This window comes from Maccoyibacter intestinihominis (genome assembly GCF_040096355.1).
Lineage (GTDB): Bacteria > Bacillota > Clostridia > Lachnospirales > Lachnospiraceae > Maccoyibacter > Maccoyibacter intestinihominis.
This window is the reverse complement of the sequence record NZ_JBBMEX010000003.1, coordinates 166,625-184,548: the sequence shown is the minus strand read 5'-3', so window position 1 is coordinate 184,548 and position 17,924 is coordinate 166,625. Positions and strand designations below refer to the sequence as shown.

11 protein-coding genes are annotated in these 17,924 nt (G+C 37.3%); all 11 read left to right on the top strand.

Translation table 11 applies throughout. From position 1 onward, the window contains the following. Positions 1-10 precede the first annotated feature (10 nt). The 11 genes from WMO43_RS04610 (at position 11) to WMO43_RS04560 (ending at position 17,914) form a co-directional block, all read left to right on the top strand. Positions 11-1,489: a DUF8451 domain-containing protein gene (locus WMO43_RS04610; protein WP_353530240.1), complete on the top strand. Its 1,479-nt coding sequence runs from the start codon at positions 11-13 to the stop codon at positions 1,487-1,489. Positions 1,490-1,657: 168 nt separating this feature from the next. Next, positions 1,658-4,204 (top strand): BREX-1 system phosphatase PglZ type A, encoded by a 2,547-nt coding sequence (gene pglZ, locus WMO43_RS04605; RefSeq protein ID WP_353530239.1) that lies wholly within the window; start codon positions 1,658-1,660, stop codon positions 4,202-4,204. Positions 4,205-4,221: 17 nt separating this feature from the next. Continuing rightward, positions 4,222-5,181, top strand: a complete 960-nt coding sequence (locus WMO43_RS04600) for a DUF2971 domain-containing protein (protein WP_353530238.1) — start codon at positions 4,222-4,224, stop codon at positions 5,179-5,181. A 74-nt stretch (positions 5,182-5,255) separates the two neighbouring features. Continuing rightward, complete coding sequence (gene brxL, locus WMO43_RS04595; protein ID WP_353530237.1) at positions 5,256-7,337, top strand: protease Lon-related BREX system protein BrxL; 2,082 nt, start codon at positions 5,256-5,258, stop codon at positions 7,335-7,337. Between the two features lie 39 nt (positions 7,338-7,376). Continuing rightward, positions 7,377-8,444, top strand: coding sequence for a leucine-rich repeat domain-containing protein (locus WMO43_RS04590; RefSeq protein ID WP_353530236.1), 1,068 nt, complete (start codon positions 7,377-7,379; stop codon positions 8,442-8,444). A gap of 65 nt (positions 8,445-8,509) precedes the next feature. Beyond that, on the top strand, positions 8,510-9,016 hold the full coding sequence (locus WMO43_RS04585; protein ID WP_353530234.1) for a hypothetical protein: 507 nt from the start codon (positions 8,510-8,512) through the stop codon (positions 9,014-9,016). Continuing rightward, complete coding sequence (locus tag WMO43_RS04580) at positions 9,016-10,314, top strand: protein kinase domain-containing protein (RefSeq protein WP_353530232.1); 1,299 nt, start codon at positions 9,016-9,018, stop codon at positions 10,312-10,314. Before WMO43_RS04585 ends, WMO43_RS04580 begins: the two co-directional genes overlap by 1 nt. A gap of 15 nt (positions 10,315-10,329) precedes the next feature. After that, a complete protein-coding gene (locus WMO43_RS04575; RefSeq protein WP_353530229.1) occupies positions 10,330-11,082 on the top strand; it encodes a vWA domain-containing protein in 753 nt (250 codons plus the stop codon). Between the two features lie 14 nt (positions 11,083-11,096). Then, on the top strand, positions 11,097-11,927 hold the full coding sequence (locus WMO43_RS04570) for a PP2C family serine/threonine-protein phosphatase (protein WP_353530226.1): 831 nt from the start codon (positions 11,097-11,099) through the stop codon (positions 11,925-11,927). 14 nt (positions 11,928-11,941) lie between these two features. Beyond that, positions 11,942-12,949, top strand: coding sequence for a transglutaminase domain-containing protein (locus tag WMO43_RS04565; protein ID WP_353530225.1), 1,008 nt, complete (start codon positions 11,942-11,944; stop codon positions 12,947-12,949). A 45-nt stretch (positions 12,950-12,994) separates the two neighbouring features. Next, entirely contained in the window at positions 12,995-17,914 is a 4,920-nt protein-coding gene (locus tag WMO43_RS04560) for an AAA family ATPase (RefSeq protein ID WP_353530223.1), read from the top strand. The last annotated feature ends 10 nt before the right edge of the window (positions 17,915-17,924 follow it).

The following is a 17,924-nucleotide window of genomic DNA, read 5'->3' as shown; positions in this document are numbered from 1 at the left end:
TTTATTATAGATGAAGCATGAAATATTGAATGAATTGAACCTTGTCGAAGATCATGAGCGAGAATGCAAGCTGGCAACAGGTGGACTTCCTGAGAGCATATGGGAGACTTATTCTTCTTTTGCAAATACCAATGGTGGCACGATTCTGCTTGGAATTAGGGAACACAGAGATTCTTTTACTGTTGAAGGACTGACAGATAAGCAGATTGTAAAATATCAGAAAGACTTTTGGAGTACATTGAATGACAGGAATAAGGTGTCAAAGAACATCTTACTGAATCATCATGTCAGACCTGTGACTGTCGGAGAAAAGAAAATATTAAGAATTGATGTTCCTGCGGCAGACAGGCACGATAAGCCGGTATACATTGGGACAGATCCAATGAAAGGTACTTATAAAAGAGATTATGAAGGTGACTTCCTTTGTACGGAAGAGGCAGTCCGTGCGATGTTTGCTGACCAGAGAGATGTATCTGGTGATGTGGAAGTGCTGGAAGAGTTCGGATTAGATGTGCTGAATAAGGATACGATAAAAGGCTATAGAATTATTTTTGAACAGCTTCACAGTGGACATCCTTGGAATGCCCTTGAAAATGATGAGTTCCTTATGAAACTAAGGGCAGCAGCAAAGAATAAGAATGGTACATTATCTCCAACGATAGCAGGACTTTTATTCTTTGGAGAGGCTTATCACATTACAGAAGTTTTTCCTAATTATTTTCTGGATTATCGTGAGGAATGCGATGATAAAGCGGTACGTTGGTTATTCCGGACACATTCTAACGAAGGTGATTGGAGCGGTAATATATATGACTTCTTCTGCAAGGTGCGCACTAGAATGGACGATGATGTAGCAGTTCCGTTTGCAAATAGACGAGATGGATATCGTGTAGACAGAGTGGATGTGCATGATGCATTGGAAGAAGCATTGGCAAATGCACTGGCGCATGCAAATTATTATGGCAGACGAGGAATCCTTGTGGTTAAAAAGGGTAAGGAACTTAGTATTTCCAATCCCGGTACTATCAGAGTAACAAAAGAAGAATTTTATGCAGGTGGCAATAGTGATCCACGAAATCCGAATATCTTAAAGATGTTTGGCTTTGTAAATGTCGGTGAGCGTGCCGGAAGTGGTGTCGATAAGATTATGACAGCATGGGCAGAACAAAATTGGAAGAAACCAGAATTTGATTTCTCAGAGCGCAGTGACAGGGTAACATTAAAGCTCGAAGTTGGACAAGTGGTATATATTCCTGGTGCTGCTGATATCAGAAATGAAAATACAAATCAAACAGAAGCAATTGCTTTGTCAAAAGAAGATAAAATACTTGAGTATATCAGGCAGAATGGAAGTATTTCTTCTCAAAAAGCCGCTGATATAGGTGGTTATAAGTCAAAGACAGGAGCTAGAAAATTGCTTGATAAGATGATAGAAAAAGGATTGATTACGAAGATTGGAAATGGGCCGGCAACTAAATATGTGATTTAGTGGTCACATTGCTACTTATCGAACACTTTATTGAACACTATCGGACACTTTTGCGGACTATCGGATACAAAGTGTTCGATAAGTGAACATTTATCGGACACTAATTAGCATAGGCTGAATATAAATATTTGTGCAGACTATCTGCACAAATGGATTAGAAGGTGAAATATGGATTTACAGAACATACAGGATCAATTAAATACAGAATTTGCCAAATCAGAGACAAGAATCATATTCTGGTTTGATGATAAAGGTGAATACGAGGATGAGGTATCGGAACTGCAGCTTGGTGATGTAAAGCTGCACATTCTTGATGGTACAAACTGGCTCTATTCAAAGTATCTATTAAACGAAGAGGATAGAGAGAGTAAATATCTTGTCTATGCAGCCTTTGCAAAGCCAAGTGATGCAGAGAATCCTCTCGCAGATATGTATTATTACTCAACACCTTATTATACTGACAGAGTATCACAGATGTCACAGGAGATTGGCATTGATAATCGCTTTAAGGAGCATTTATCACAGTATGCTAATTTCTGGAAGAATAAGCATCGTATTGAAAAGTTCAAGGAGCTTGGAATTGACCATTACAATGCACAGACAATTGATATTGGTTTGATTGCTGTACTCACGGATGTAAAGACTCCAAATTTTGAGGAAGTAGTTAAGCAGATGATGCTCGGTGACAATGAGAAGTATTTTAAGGCATTGGATGATAATGGATTGACCGATAAGTTCTGGGAACTTTGCGAAAAATTCTTTGGATATAAATCTGAAAAGCCGAATATAGATGATTTGTCTGCTTGTATGATATTAACATATGCATCATCTACATTAAAAGCTACTGTACCGGAAGCAATGAGGTCCTATATTCTTAAGAAACGCAATGATGTTGTAGTCTTTATCCGTAATATCATGGACAATGTAAATTATCAGGATGCCTATGACAAGCTGGTAGAAAGAATAGATAAGTCCCTGCGTTTTGTGACAAGAATACAGGATGGATTAAAGAAAGATGTGGAGAAGAAAAAAGATAGTTCTCTCCAGTTGGCGGACGTTTTCGCTTGTGATGCTTTTGCCGGGTTAGATGACATTATTATTGATTGGGCATTGGAACAGTTAAATGATGAGATTTTAGATGCACAGATTGATGGACTTAATATTGCTCAGGTAGCTGATCAGAGAATGTCTAAGGCATATCATTATAGCGAAAGATACAAGAATGAATATACGACTATCAAGTATGCATATTTGATGATGAAGTCTGTATCACTTATGGAATTTTCAAGTGATATTAAGACATTGGTTACAAATTATCAGAAAGAGTCTTATTTGATAGATTCATATTATAGATGGTTTTATTATGCATATGACCAGATTGAAGATAACAACAAATTCTCTGATGTAAGACAGAGAGTAGAGAATATTTATGCGAATACATATTTGCAGAAGATAACACCGAAGTGGAATGAGAATTTCACAAATGATGTAATGAATGCTACAGACCTGCCTAAACAGGAAAACTTCTATAAGCATTATCTTAGAGGCTACGATGGAAAACAGAGAGTCATTGTGATTATTTCTGATGCTTTTCGGTATGAGTGTGCAAGGGAACTTTTTGGCAAATTGGAATTAGATGAGAAGTGTACACCAAAGATGGAGTGTATGCTTAGCTGTCTGCCTTCTGTTACATCAGTTGGAATGGCGAGTCTGCTTCCACATAAAGAGATGCAGGTGGATGGAAGCTTGAATGTGACTGTTGATGGACAGGCATGTGCAAGTATGGAGCAAAAGGATAAGATTCTGAAATCTTATAATGAAAATAATGTGGCATTATCATTTGATGAAGTAGCAAATGCAAATCAGGCACGAATCAGGGAGTTGATTCAGGGCAAGAATATCGTGTACATCTATCACAATCAGGTGGATGCAAGAGGGGACAAGCCAGCAAGTGAGAATGAGGTATTCAATGCTTGTGCAGAGGCGATAGAAGAGATACATAAGTTGGTTAAGAAACTGACTGGTTATGTATCGGCACCAAAGTTTTTCATAACCTCAGATCATGGCTTCTTATATAAGAGAGACAGATTACAGGAGTTTGACAAGGTATCATATCCAAAGGATAAATGCCTTTATACAAACAAGAGATTCCTTATTACAGAAGATGCAGTAAATGAGCAGGGAATCATGGCAAGAACAATGGCGTACCTTAATAAACTTTATGTAGATACACCGGTTGGAGCAGATATTTTCAAGGTTGCCGGAGGTGGACAGAATTATGTGCATGGCGGTACGTCCTTGCAGGAGATGATAGTACCGGTCATTGAACTTACCACAAATACCAGAGGTGTGGCATACGATTATGTGGATGTTGTTCTGACATCTGTTACTCGTAAGGTGACAAATCTTATCACATACTTTGATTTCATTCAGACAGAGAAAGTCACAGACACTATGAAAGCACGAAGTATTGTTGCGTACTTTACTATGGAAGATGGAGAAAAAATTTCATTTGATGTGCCTATGATTGCTAATAGCAGGGAAGATGCACCGGAGAAGAGAACCTTCCATGAGAAGTTTATATTGAAGTCAAGAGAATATAAGTATGGAGATAAGTATTATCTTGTGTTGGCGGATGCAAATGATGAGAAGAATATCTTGCAGCAGTATGAGTTTATGATTGATATTGCGTTTGTGGATGATTTTGGATTTTGATATTAGGAGAAATTGTCATGGAAAATAATATTGTATATCATTATTGCACAGTAGAAACATTTTTAAATATTATAAAAAATCATACTTTACGCTTATCAGATCTATGTAGTTCAAATGATAAAGCAGAGATGAAGATTTTGTTTAGCAACTTGAAAAATGAAATATTAAATCAGTATAGGAAACGGGAAGATTTTTTTGAAACGATAATATATGGTATGGATGTAGATGAGTCTTTTGATTTTATACTTAAAAGAATGATTTATAAAATGAACAATGATATAAATCAAATGTTATTCGGAACATGTTTTTCAGAGAAGGGAGATTTATTAGGGCAGTGGAGGGAATATGCTGATAAAGGAACAGGAATTGCAATAGGATTTAATATAGAATGGCTTCAAAAGTTAGGTAATAAAAATCCTTTTAAATTTTCAAAAGTTAATTATGGCTATTCAAAAGATAATATATTAATAGAAGAGTATGCGGCTCGAATTTATAATGGAATGATTCAAACAATGGAAAATGGAGAGATAAAAAAACTTATTGATGATTCTAGCAGCTTGCCATATATGATTTATTTGCAGAAAGAATGCTTGCTTTTTGAATCAGTTTTTCAAAAAGGTAAAGAATACAAAAGTGAAGAAGAATGGCGCTTAATATTAGACGATGAAGAGACACGAAAAAATTATCCGGAATGGGATATATATTATAATTGGAAAAATAAGAATTTGAGATTTGGTGAAAAAGAAATTTATAGCTTGATACCAAATGGAATGGAATTTATGGTGAAAAGTGGAAGAATTATTCCATATTTGGATTTGAAATTTGATGTTGACAAAAATAATCTTCCTATCGAAGAAGTGATTACTGGACCAAATTGTAAAGTTAATATTTTAGATATATATCATTTGTTACAATTTTATGGATTTGATGGGGATAAAATAGAAATTAAAAAATCACAATCATCATATCGTATATGAAATTCTTGTAGATAGTTTGCATATTTTCAAATGTGTATTTAAATCAATTTTGAAGTAAGTTAGGAGTGTAAATTATGGATGAAATAAATGATTACAACAATATATCAGAAACCGATGACAGACGAGAAATTATAAAGCAGAAACTCCGCCAATACTATGACGGACGTATTGTTCGCAAGGACTTAACAAAGTCAATCCGCGAAGGAGCCAATGTACCTGTTTATGTATTGGAATATCTTCTTGGTCAGTACTGTAATTCAGACGACCAGGAGATTATTGATGAGGGCGTAGACAATGTGAAGCGTATTCTGCGTGATAACTATGTTCGCCCGGATGAAGCACAGAAGATATTGTCCCTCCTTCGAGAGAGAGGAAGTTATACAGTTATTGACAGGATTACAGTAGTCCTCAATACCAAGGAAGACAGATATGAGGCAACATTCTCTAATCTTGGAATTAAGAATATTCCTATCAGTGCTGACTATGTGAAGGATTATGACCGCCTGCTCTGTGGTGGTATTTGGTGTATTCTCCAGCTTGACTATGAGTTTATCGAGGAAGACAAGAAGAATACACAGCCTATCCGTATCAGAAAGCTGACACCGATTCAGATGCCACATGTGGATATGGATGAGGTAAAGAATGGTCGTAAGGCATTTACAAAGGAAGAGTGGATGGATATTCTGCTTCGTTCTACTGGTATGGAGCCGGACAAGCTTTCTGACAGAGCTAAATGGTTATTGATTGCCCGTATGATTCCGCTTGTTGAGAACAACTTTAATATGTGTGAATTAGGACCTCGTTCTACAGGTAAATCATACATATATGAGCAGATTTCTCCAAACAGTATCCTTGTTGCCGGAGGACAGACTACAGTTGCCAATCTGTTTTATAACATGTCTAACAATACAGTAGGTCTTGTCGGAATGTGGGATGTTGTAGCATTTGACGAGGTTGCCGGTATCAAGTTTAAGGATAAAGATGGTATCCAGATTATGAAGGGATACATGGCATCAGGTGCATTTTCCCGTGGCAAGGCTGAGATACAGGCAAAGGCATCTATGGTCTTTGTAGGTAATATCAATCAGAGTGTTGAGACTTTGCAGAAGACATCAAGCCTGTTTGACCCATTTCCGCCTGAAATGGGTACGGATACTGCTTTCCTTGACCGTTTCCATGCATATATACCGGGCTGGGAGATTCCTAAGTACAGACCGGATTCATTTACAAATGATTATGGATTTATCACAGATTATCTATCAGAGTTTATGCGTGAGCTTCGTAAGGATAATTACAGCAATATAGCAGAGAAGTATTTCAAATTGGGAAATAATTTAAATCAGAGAGATGCAATTGCTGTTCGTAAACTGATTTCCGGATTTATCAAATTGATTTATCCGGATGGAGAAGTCAGCAAGGAAGAAGTTGCAGAGATTATGGATATTTCACTTGAACTTCGTAGACGAGTAAAAGAGCAGCTTAAGAAGATTGGTGGAATGGAGTTCTATGATGTGAACTTCTCATACATAGACAATGACAGTTTTGATGAGCATTTTGTATCCGTACCGGAGCAGGGCGGTGGCAAGATGATTCCTGAAGGTATGGGCAAGCCGGGATGCTTATATACAGTATCAAAGTCAAAGACTGGAATGATAGGCTGCTATCGTCTGGAAACACAGATGATGCCGGGAAATGGAAAATTGACTTGCACAGGTATTGGTTCAGGAAAAGAGCCAAAGGAAGCTACCAATACAGCATTTAATTATCTGAAGGCTAATGGTAATGCAATATCTGGAAATATCAGTACAACAACTAAGGATTACATCATCAATTATCAGGATATGCAGGGACTTGGTATGACGGGAAATCTTGCACTTCCTACACTGATTGCTATTTCATCGGCAGCACTTAGTAAGCCTCCAATCAGCAGTCTTGCAGTACTTGGTGAGATTAGTATCGGTGGAACACTTATTAAAGTAGAAGATTTGGCAAGTACATTGCAGGTGTGCCTTGATAGTGGAGCTAAGAAAGTACTTCTTCCAATTACATCGGCAGCAGATCTTGGAACTGTACCTTCTGATTTAGTTGGAGCATTTAGTCTGATATTCTATTCTTCTCCGGAAGAAGCAGTTTATAAAGCCTTGGGCGTAGAGTAAAGAAGGTGATTAGGTATTTTTGAGCAGGATTTTGAAGCAATGCTTCGACAGTATGAAAATTCAATAGATGATAAGCGACAGTTTACTGCATTGGTAAAAGATATATTTCCGGAAGAGGCAAAGAATATCAATCTGATTCTTATGGCATACAACATGGGAATTGCACAGGATATTCAGAAGGCGAATCTGCTCAATAATACATTTGCTTTCCGGTATGTGAAGCAGTTGATGGATGACTATGGCATCAGCAGAGTGAATGCAGATTGGATCGTGTCAGTATGGTGTTCTTGTTATGGTAATAAAGTGCTTGGAAAAGCCTGTGACATATCAGTGCAGAAGCAGGGTGGTGGTCCGGCGATAAAAGATAATAAGTCATCTTCGGGAAAATCATATGGAGAATTATTTGTCTATGAGAAAAGTCGCAGAGGCAACGGACTGGCTGTAATCGGATTCCGTGGAGATAAGAATCAGACGATTATATTTCAAAATAGGTCTGGCAATGAAAATGTTATAGAGATTGCGGATAACAGTTTTAGCAAATCTTCTATAGAAGAGGCAATTCTGACGGAAGGCTTTAAATATATAGGTTTAAATGCATTTGCTGACTGTGAGAAACTACATCAGGTGGTATTGCCAGTCAGCGTAGAAGAGATTGAAAACTCAGCATTTGAAAATTGCGAAAGTTTAAAATCAATCTCATTGCCGATACTGCTTAAGACAATCGGAGATGCAGCCTTTAAAGGAACCGGATTACGGACACTTGATATTCCAAAGAGTGTATTTTGGATAGGTGATGAGTTATTGGCGGGATGCAAATCGCTTGAGCATATTAAGATACCGGATAATATTGCAAGGATAACTGATCGGATGTTTATGAATTGTAGTGGATTGAAGAAGGTGGAGCTGCATGAAAGTCTAAATGCGATTGGTGAACGAGCATTTTTCGGATGCTCCAATCTGGATTTTATTATAATTCCGGACAGTGTACAGCAGATCGGACAGGATGCTTTTACGGGAACGGATGATATGTTTATTGTGCAATGCTCCTTTGGTTCTTTTGCTGAGCAGTATTGCAGAAAGAATAAGATTAAGTATCAGCTGGTATAATGTCGCTAGCGATGCGACACATACAGAACGAAATTACGATAGAATACAGGAAAGAGGTGATATGTATGGGCTTATTGGATGCAATATTTGGCAATAATCAGCCACCTAAGATAAATTCCATACTTCCTACAGCGGCTAAGAATGAGATCCGTGCAGGAAGATTACCGATATTGAATACAGACAGCTTATTTCTCAAGCGTGGTGAGAAGATCCATTATATTGATAAAGCAATCAACCTTGAAATCAAGGTAGTAAAGCAATACCGGCATGTGGGACACAGTACACCGGGATTGTTAAAAGGCAATCGTTGGAATGTGGGTGTGGCGAAGCCTATTGAGCATGGTGAGCTTGTACAGCATCGGGGAATCCTGTATGTGACTAATCAGAGAATTGTATTTCAAGCTTCTGAAAAGGGGTTTGATAAAACATATAGATATTTAACAGCGGTAACTCCGTATGTAGATGCCTGTGAACTGCAGTTTGGCAGTAAAACATACAATATGTATGTTGATGATGGAAATTTATTATATGAAGTATTACAGCTTGTGCAGCAAAGGAGGCAGATTCCATAATGGAGGGACAGTTAAAAAACGGAACAATACTTACTTCGGAAAGTGGAAATAAGTATACGGTAGTGAATCTTCTGGGTGCCGGTGGACAAGGTGAAGTCTATGATGTGGAATGTGATGGAAAGCATTATGCGTTGAAATGGTATTTCAAGGGAAGTGCTACAGCACGACAAAAGAAATTATTGGAAGAGATTATTGCAAAGGGAGCACCGGATAGTTCGTTTCTCTGGCCGATGGAACTGATTGTTCCGTCGCAGGGAAACTTGTTTGGATATATCATGCCGCTTCGTCCAAAGAATTATAAGAGCATAGTGGACTTGATGAAGAATCGTGTAAATCCTTCATTTTATGTCATATGCAGGACGGCATTTAATCTTACAAAAGGCTATCGAAATTTACATATTGCCGGGGCAAAGTATCAGGATATTTCATTTGGAAATCTTTTCTTTAATCCGGATAACGGAGATGTCTTAATTTGCGACAATGATAATGTATCATATGGCAACAGCAAGCCGGGAGGAGTTCTTGGTACACCGGGATTTATGGCACCTGAGATTGTAAGAGGTGAAGCGAGACCATCAAGGGATACGGACAGATATTCATTAGCAGTATTGTTGTTTTACCTTTTTATGGTAAATCATCCATTAGAGGGTAAGCAGGAAGCCAGCATTAAGTGTATGGATATGGCAGCCAGAGTAAAGCTCTATGGAACGGATCCTATTTTTATATTTGATCCGGATAATAAGACAAACAGACCGGTGCCGGGAATCCATGATAACGCCAATATTTATTGGCCGTTATATCCGGAACAGCTGCGCCAACTGTTTATCAAATCTTTTACAGTCGGACTTAATAATCCAAGCAAGCGTGTAACGGAGCCTGAATGGATGAACCTGTTTGCAAATATGATGAGTGGTTTGATGAAATGCACCTGTGGTGCAAGTGTTTTCTATGATGAAAGTCTGGAAGCAAATGGTGTGGCACATACATGTTGGAATTGTCAGCAGACAGTGAAAGTACCAACAAGGATTGTGATTGGAAAGAATACTGTGGTACTGAATCAGAACAGTAAGCTGTTACATCATCACATTTATAGTGATTTTGATATGGAAACAGTAGTTGGAGAAGTAGTTCAGAATCCAAAGAACCTTGCATTATGGGGAATCCGCAATGAAGATAAATTAAACTGGACTTATGAAAAAGCGGATGGAACACAGATTCCCGTTGAAGTAGGAAAGACAGCAGGTATTGCAGCAGGCGTGAAAATACATTTCTCCGAGTCAGTCGGAGAGTTCAAGTAAAAGGAGGAAATTGTTATGGCAGATTTACAAAGACCAGGTGGAGAACTGGCAAGCAGACCGATTCATTTCTTTTGGGTAGTGGATTGTTCAGGTTCAATGTCTTATGACGGAAAGATGGAAGTGGTGAATACAGCTATTGAGGAGTGTATTCCGGAGATGGCATCAGCTGCGGATAATAACCCGAATGCACAGCTGCTTATCAGGGCACTTCAGTTTTCATCCGGGGCAAGCTGGCTTACTGCAAAGCCTGTACCGGTTGAGGATTATTCATGGAATCATTTGGAAGCAAATGGTGTAACAGAGATGGGAAAAGCATTTGAATTACTGGCAGCACAGCTTTCTATTCCGCCAATGCCAACACGAGCATTACCACCGGTAATTGTTTTATTGTCTGATGGACAGCCAACAGATTCTTACAAGGATGGACTGAATAAGTTAAAAGCACTTCCTTGGTTCAAGAAAGCAGTTAAGATTGCGATTTCTATCGGTTCCGATGCAGATGATGATGTGCTTGAAGACTTCACAGGTAACAAAGAACTGATATTACAGGCAAATAATGCAGCTGCACTTGCAAAGATGATTAAATGGGCGTCTACAACTGCATCTATGGTATCCGCTCCAGCAAGCAAACCTATGAATGCTGACGCAGTATCTACACCTGCAGGCAGTGGAGATCCTTTTGCACCTGCAAATGGAGGAGCACCACTTGTTATAGATATGAGTAATATTCCTAGTCCAGATGACTTTGACGATGGAGCAGTTTGGTAAAAAGGAGGGATTTCATGAAGCGTTATGTATTTGGTAAAAGTGTAAAAGGCGCTACTCACGAAAAGAATGGATTACCTCTTCAGGATAACTGCAAGATAGAAGAAATTTCAGATAAGATCACGATTATAGCTGTAGCAGATGGACATGGCAGCTCAAAGTGCCCCAGAAGCGACAGAGGTTCTTTAATTGCGGTAAATACTTTCTGCACAGTAATGAAAAACTATCTGCTCAATTATGGAAAGGAAAAGGATGGTCTTACGAATCTGGTAACATTTCTGAACAGAGAAGGCGATATGCGTTTCGCACAGGATATATGTGAGGAATGGCAGGCAAGAGTAAAACAATCATTTTATAAGAACAAAGATGGCAGCGTATTAGACAAAGAAGGTAATACCGACTGGAAAAAGGTTTACTCTCTGTATGGAACTACACTTCTGGGTATGCTGATTACAGATACCTTTGTATTCTCATTTCAGATAGGTGATGGAGATATTAATTATGTTACAGCAGATGAAATTTCGCCATTAGTTGAACCAGAAAAATTTCTTGGCACAGAGACACATTCTTTATCCAAACTGGATGCATGGAGAAAAGCAGTAGCATCCGTAAGGAGAAAGAATGCAGCAGATGATGTGCCATATTTATATATGCTTTCGACAGATGGATTTTCCAACAGTTTTGTGAACGAAGAGGAGTTCCATAAAACCTGTAGAGAGTATTATAAAATGATTGGCGAGCATGGATACGAGGCGGTAAGAGATAATCTTGAAAAGTGGCTCAAGGAGACAAGTGAGCTTGGATGCGGTGATGATGTCACTATGGTTATGGCTTATATAGACAAATAAAGGAGGAAGCGGATGTGATTGTAGACCGCTACTATTATGCACAACTGAATAAGCAGGAACAAGCGGTTTACAAGGCTTTCTACAATGGATTGATGGCTCATGAGGACGTCATTCCAATTCCAATCAAGGGACAGTTAACAAAAGAAGTATTCAACAAAATATTCCGAGCAATGACAAGGGACAATCCGTTGATATACTATGTCAATCAATCTGCCTGCAACTGGGCGACGGATGCATTTGGTCATACAGCAATCTGTCCACAGTATTTTTACAGCAGGGAAACCGTCCGAAAGTACAATCGTAATATAGAAAACGCAGTGAATAATCTGGCTGCACAGTTAAAACTGACAGAAGGCACAGATTATGAGAAAGAAGTAAGAGTCCATGACTGGTTCTGTAAAAATGTGAAATATGATTTTAAAGGCTCAGACATGGACGAACCGACTAGAGTAGTTCTCTCACATAACATTGTAGGAGTTTTTGCAAAGCAGAAAGCCCAGTGTGAGGGAATTGCCAAAGCTGTAAAAGTATTGCTGAACGCGGTGGATATTAAGTGTATTGTGGCTACTGGAGAAGCAGAGGCAAATGGTAAGAAAGAACACCATGCTTGGAATGTTATTGATATTGATGGGAGTCCATATCAGGTGGACGTGACATGGGATATTGGAGCTTCCAAGGGAAGAATTGCATATGATTATTTCAATGTAACAGATGAGATTATAAGCAGAACACATAGCTTTGAAGATGAGATGCCGAAATGCATTTCATTAAAAGATAATTATTTTGAAAGAAACAGGCTGACATTTAGAAGTAGAAGTCAGTTGATAGCATATATAACACAAGAGATAGAGCAAGGTCGGAATAAATTATATTTTCGGATAGATGGTTTATTTCCGAAACTAAGACGGTCAGAGCTTGCAGGTATGGTTGCAAAGATTGCAGCAGGAGGACAGAGCAGAGCAGTTAAAGTCCAGCAGATTCCAAATGAGAAGGTGGGAACTTACTGGATTAGAATATATTGAAAAATGATACTAATGAAATTACATTAGATGGAGGAGATAGAGAAGATGGAATACTGCGTTTTGGGAAAAGATAATATAACCGGTAAATCTGCAGAACAGGTCATAACATTAATGTTGCATGAGTATTCTCGTCAGTTATATGGATTTACACGTGCTGAGTTTGATAGCATAGTGGAATATGATGTACTAATTATTATGGCATCTTACTATACTAAGATAAATGCACAGCAGAAAAAGGTAATTATAAGTGCTTTACAGGAAGAGTTTAGCCTTTGTGATTTGGAAAGTGTTTTAGAAAATTTGGCAATGTATATAGATGACAAATTATATATGCCACTTTCCTGTAAGCTAATTGATAAACTAGGCGATAGCAGAGCGACAACAGTTATATATGAAACTTTATTTAAGTGTTGTTCAAATATGCTAAATGGATATTGGAATCAAAGTAATTCGTATTCCAATTATTTAGTTCTGCTTAATGTTGGTTTTTTTAATGCTATAGCATATAAATTACATTTAAGAGATAGTTATTCAGTTTCTATGGAAAATCTTTATGACCAGACAGGATATGATGAATTTGTAGAGTCATTGTATGAAAAGCATCTGGATGATATTGGATGGGATGCAGATGTGGAACTGGATGTTATAGATGAGCTGATTAATGATAGTAAAATAACTAGTACTTTTGATAACGGAACTCAAGAAGAATACATGCATGCTGTTGAATCAATGAAGAATATTTGCAGAGAGCATGTGGTTACTATACATAAAGAAAATGAAGCAGAGGGTTTTACTCGTATTGTACAGAAAACTGGTATTCGTGAGCTGAAGAGTATGGATATTCAAGGTTTTGAATGTCATTTTTGTGAGGCAAAATTTAGTGATGAAAAATACATTATTGTATATCAGAAGAAAACTCATATTAATGAAATCATTGATAAAGAGGATGAATGGAGCAAGTTTCAAAAGGAATTATATTATGATGATATACGTCAGGATAACAGCAAGGCGATGGTATATATCGTCTATATTTTAGATGATAATTCTGACAATATTCCAATTCAGATTATTGAGAGTAACAAGACCTACGGAAGAAAGTATGTATTTTCTGAGGATGAAACAATTACATTTATTAATGGAATCGTGAAAACATCCAATGAAGAAATTGGAGCCTCTCCGGTGCAAGAATGGGATCGTATTTTAAGAGAAGAACATTTAACAGCATGTTTAACCGAATCATATGCTGCAAAGAAAGTAGAGAATTACTTGTCGGGGCAGCGATTTGATGCAGATTATGTGCAGGATGATGATTATTCTATTATGAATCATTCTGAGGTTACGCAGATAAAGTGGGTTAAATCTTTGGATACAACGGGATTTAGAGATTTTTGTTTTGATAAAAAGAACATGACATTTGGTCAGATTAATCTATTTTATGGTGCGAATGGTTCGGGAAAAACATCAGTATTGGAAGCTATTGAGTATGCACTTACATCAGAAGTGCGACGGGTGAAGGATTTTAAAGTTAAAATGCCAACGGATAGTTATCCTGAGTTACATGTATATGATACAGAGGCTGGAGTGCGCACATTTACACCTGGGTTCTCAAAGAAGAATAATAAAGAAATAGAGCGTGTGTGGTATGGTGTTCCAATAGGAAGAACGAAATCCAATCTGAATGAAAATTTTAATCGTTTTAATGCATTTGATTCAGAAGCAGCTTATAAGTTTATCCATGAGTCTGATAACAGTGAGGATAGTTTTGCTTCAATGTTTGGAAATCTCATGTTTGGTGAAACTGTTGTTGATCATGAGAAGAAATGGCAAAGATTTAAAAGAGCATTTAACGAACGATATACAGAACTGAGAAGTGAATTAAGTGAAGCTCGGAATATGGCGCAGTTCTATGAGGATAGTCTTGCAAATAAAACAGATAATTCTAAGTCGGAAGAGATAGAAAAAGGAATTATTACTCTGAAAATGCGTGGTCGTGCATGTTTACCAAGAGGAGCATTTGATAGATATTCTAAGATTCTAGAAGAGATGAAATCAATTCGTAAATATGTGGATGTATTATCGGCACATAACTTGGAAGAGATGACTTTTGAGAGTATTGCTATGCAGACAGCTGAGACAAAGAAAAGGAATCTTCTTTATACAAGACAACGCAAAGATAAATCTGAGAAAATCACAAAGCTCACAGAAGAAAATGGAATTATAAAAAAGAAGATTTTTGATGAAAGTGAGAAGCAGACTGAAATTCAGCAGAGGATAGATCGTGTTAATATAGATATTAATAACTGGACAATTGTTCAAAATGTGCTAAGCCATAAAGAAACTATTGAATTAGTAAACGAGCTTTTAAGCGAATTAACACAGATTGAAAAGGAAATGTATTATATTTCTAAAATTGAACAGAAACCTGTCATTATTAAATTTTTAAAGCTTGACGATTATGAAGAATTGTCAGATGAACAAAAGCAACAGTATGAGGAGGAACTGAACGAGACTAAAGAAAAAAGACGCCAGATTGAAAATAGATACAATGAAGAGAAAAAAGCATTTGGTGAAAAAGAACAGCAAGCAATTGAACTTAGAAAAATCGGTAAAATCCTTGTGACCGATGCAAAATGTCCTCTTTGCGGTCAGGAGTACGATAGCACACAGCAACTGCTTAATATCATTGACAGTGCTGTAGTTATTGATGATAAGATGGATGCATTAATTAGAGAAATTCAAGAACTAAGTACGCATATTATCAAATTAGAGAAAATTCTAGATCGACAGCAATTGATTGATAAAGCGAAAAAAGAACTGTTGGAACTGGAAACCGTAGTGCCAATGGTAGAAAAATGTGGCTCAGACTATAATAAATTGTATGACTATGTGGCATCTAGGGCTGAGAAGGAGAAAAGAAAAGAAGAAATTATTGAGCAACAGACAGCTCTTGATAATCAAGGCTTTTCAGTAAAGAACATAAATGCATGTAGGGAGTACACGAGTACAGATTCTACATACCTCGAATATAAAAAAGTGGGGAAAGGTACCTATGTAGATTTTCTTCAGAGCAGATTACAGCAAATTCAGAAAGAATTAGCATTATCTGAGGCGACTATTGAAGAACAGAAAAAGAAGATTCAACAGAATGAGCAAGCAGAAGAACTTTTTAGAAATGAGATTCATACTTTAGAATCACAAATAGAAGCGCTTGATGTGGATAAGAATCGGGATATTGAGCAGGCACTGGAAACAATAAAAACAAAATATGAATTGATGGATGAAGAGATTTTTGACAGTTGGCTATCTATATATCATTCAGTATATGACAAGTGTGAATTAGAGGTAGAACGTCTGGAATCTGAAAACTCAATTGCATTTGAAAGACAGATGTTAAAAGAGTATAAGGATACAATCAAGAAAACTGAGCCTATGGTTGAACGTTGTGCAAGTGCAGTACAAGCTTTTGAAAAAATGCCTTCTCTAAGTTCATTCGTAGAAAAAGGTATTCGTAGCAATATTCAACAAATTAGCAAATTCTTTAAATGGATGCATCATTCTGGGGAGTTTGAAAAGTTAGATATCGACGATAAGGGAATTTATGCAGTTCGTGGCTTAAATAAACAGGAGGTAAGAACATATGAAATGAGCACAGGGCAGAGATCTACTATTGCTATGGCTGTAATGTTTGCATTACATATGGCAGCTCCGAATGCACCACAGTTCTTACTTTTGGATGAGCCATTGGCAACAATGGATGATACACAGGTATTAAATGTCTTAGATATTTTGAAATCTATGGCAGAACAAAACACACAGATTTTCTTTACTACTGCGAATGGTATAATGATTAATCTGTTTAAAGAGTGTTTTAAGAATACTACATTTGATTATAAGGAATATCAATTTGTAAAAAGGGTAAATCGTCCTTCTGAGATTAAAGAAAGCAGTATTAATGATACAAAATCTATTGAAGAACTTACTTTGGATGATCTTACACTTGATTTCCATCAATTTGAACAGATTAGAAATATCCTTCGTAAAAATCAGGAAAAACTGGTTGCACGTGAAGATTGGGAAGAGCTTCAAGAAGAGACTGATGTGGTTAGTGAGACTGACTCACAGGTACAGCCACAGATAATTCAAGAAAAACAGGAAAACTTCTATATGATTTTAGAGAGTGAGGAAAGAAGAGTTCTGGATGTACTGGTAGCAGATCAGCCTGAGAGTGTAGCAACATTTTTGAAGTTAGTTTCTCCATTCCCAAATTATAAAATAATTTTGGAACACATCAATGAAAAAGCTTTGGACTTCTATGAGGAAACAGTCATTAATACAGATGAAATATTGCCTTATGTAGAGGAAGATTATCTAGCAGAGTTAAAAGAACAGCATGATGCTTATTATAATAAAAATAAGGCTGAGCTGATGATTGAAGAACAGCGTCGTTTTGCTGAAGAAAAAAGTGCTCAATTGGAAGATAAATTGAAAAAGTCCGAGACAGAAAGGCAGAGGCTTGAAGAAGAACGCCGTGTCGCAGAAGCACGTCGAGAGTTGGAAGAAACAGAACGTACAAAAGCAACTGAGGCACAAAAGCGTGCAGAAGAACAGAGACTCCGATTAGAAGATGAACTTAAAAAGGCAGATACCGCCCGTCAGCAACTTGAAGCCGAAAGGAAAAAAGAGGAAGAGTTAAGAAAGGCAGAAGAAGAACGTAGCTCTCAGTTGGAAGAAAAACTGAGAAAAACCATAGAAAAATCTCGTCAAAAAGAGGAACAGCGTAAAGCAGAGAAAGTACGAAAATTAGAAGAATTGCAACAGGCAGAATTAACTAAGGCTAAGCAGGAGGCTGAAAAACAGAAGATGCATTATAGACAGATGAATGTTTGCCAGTATTGTGGTGGCTCATTCATCGGATTATTTAGTAAAAAATGCAAGGTTTGCGGAAGACCAAAAGATTATACGTAAAAGAGGTGTA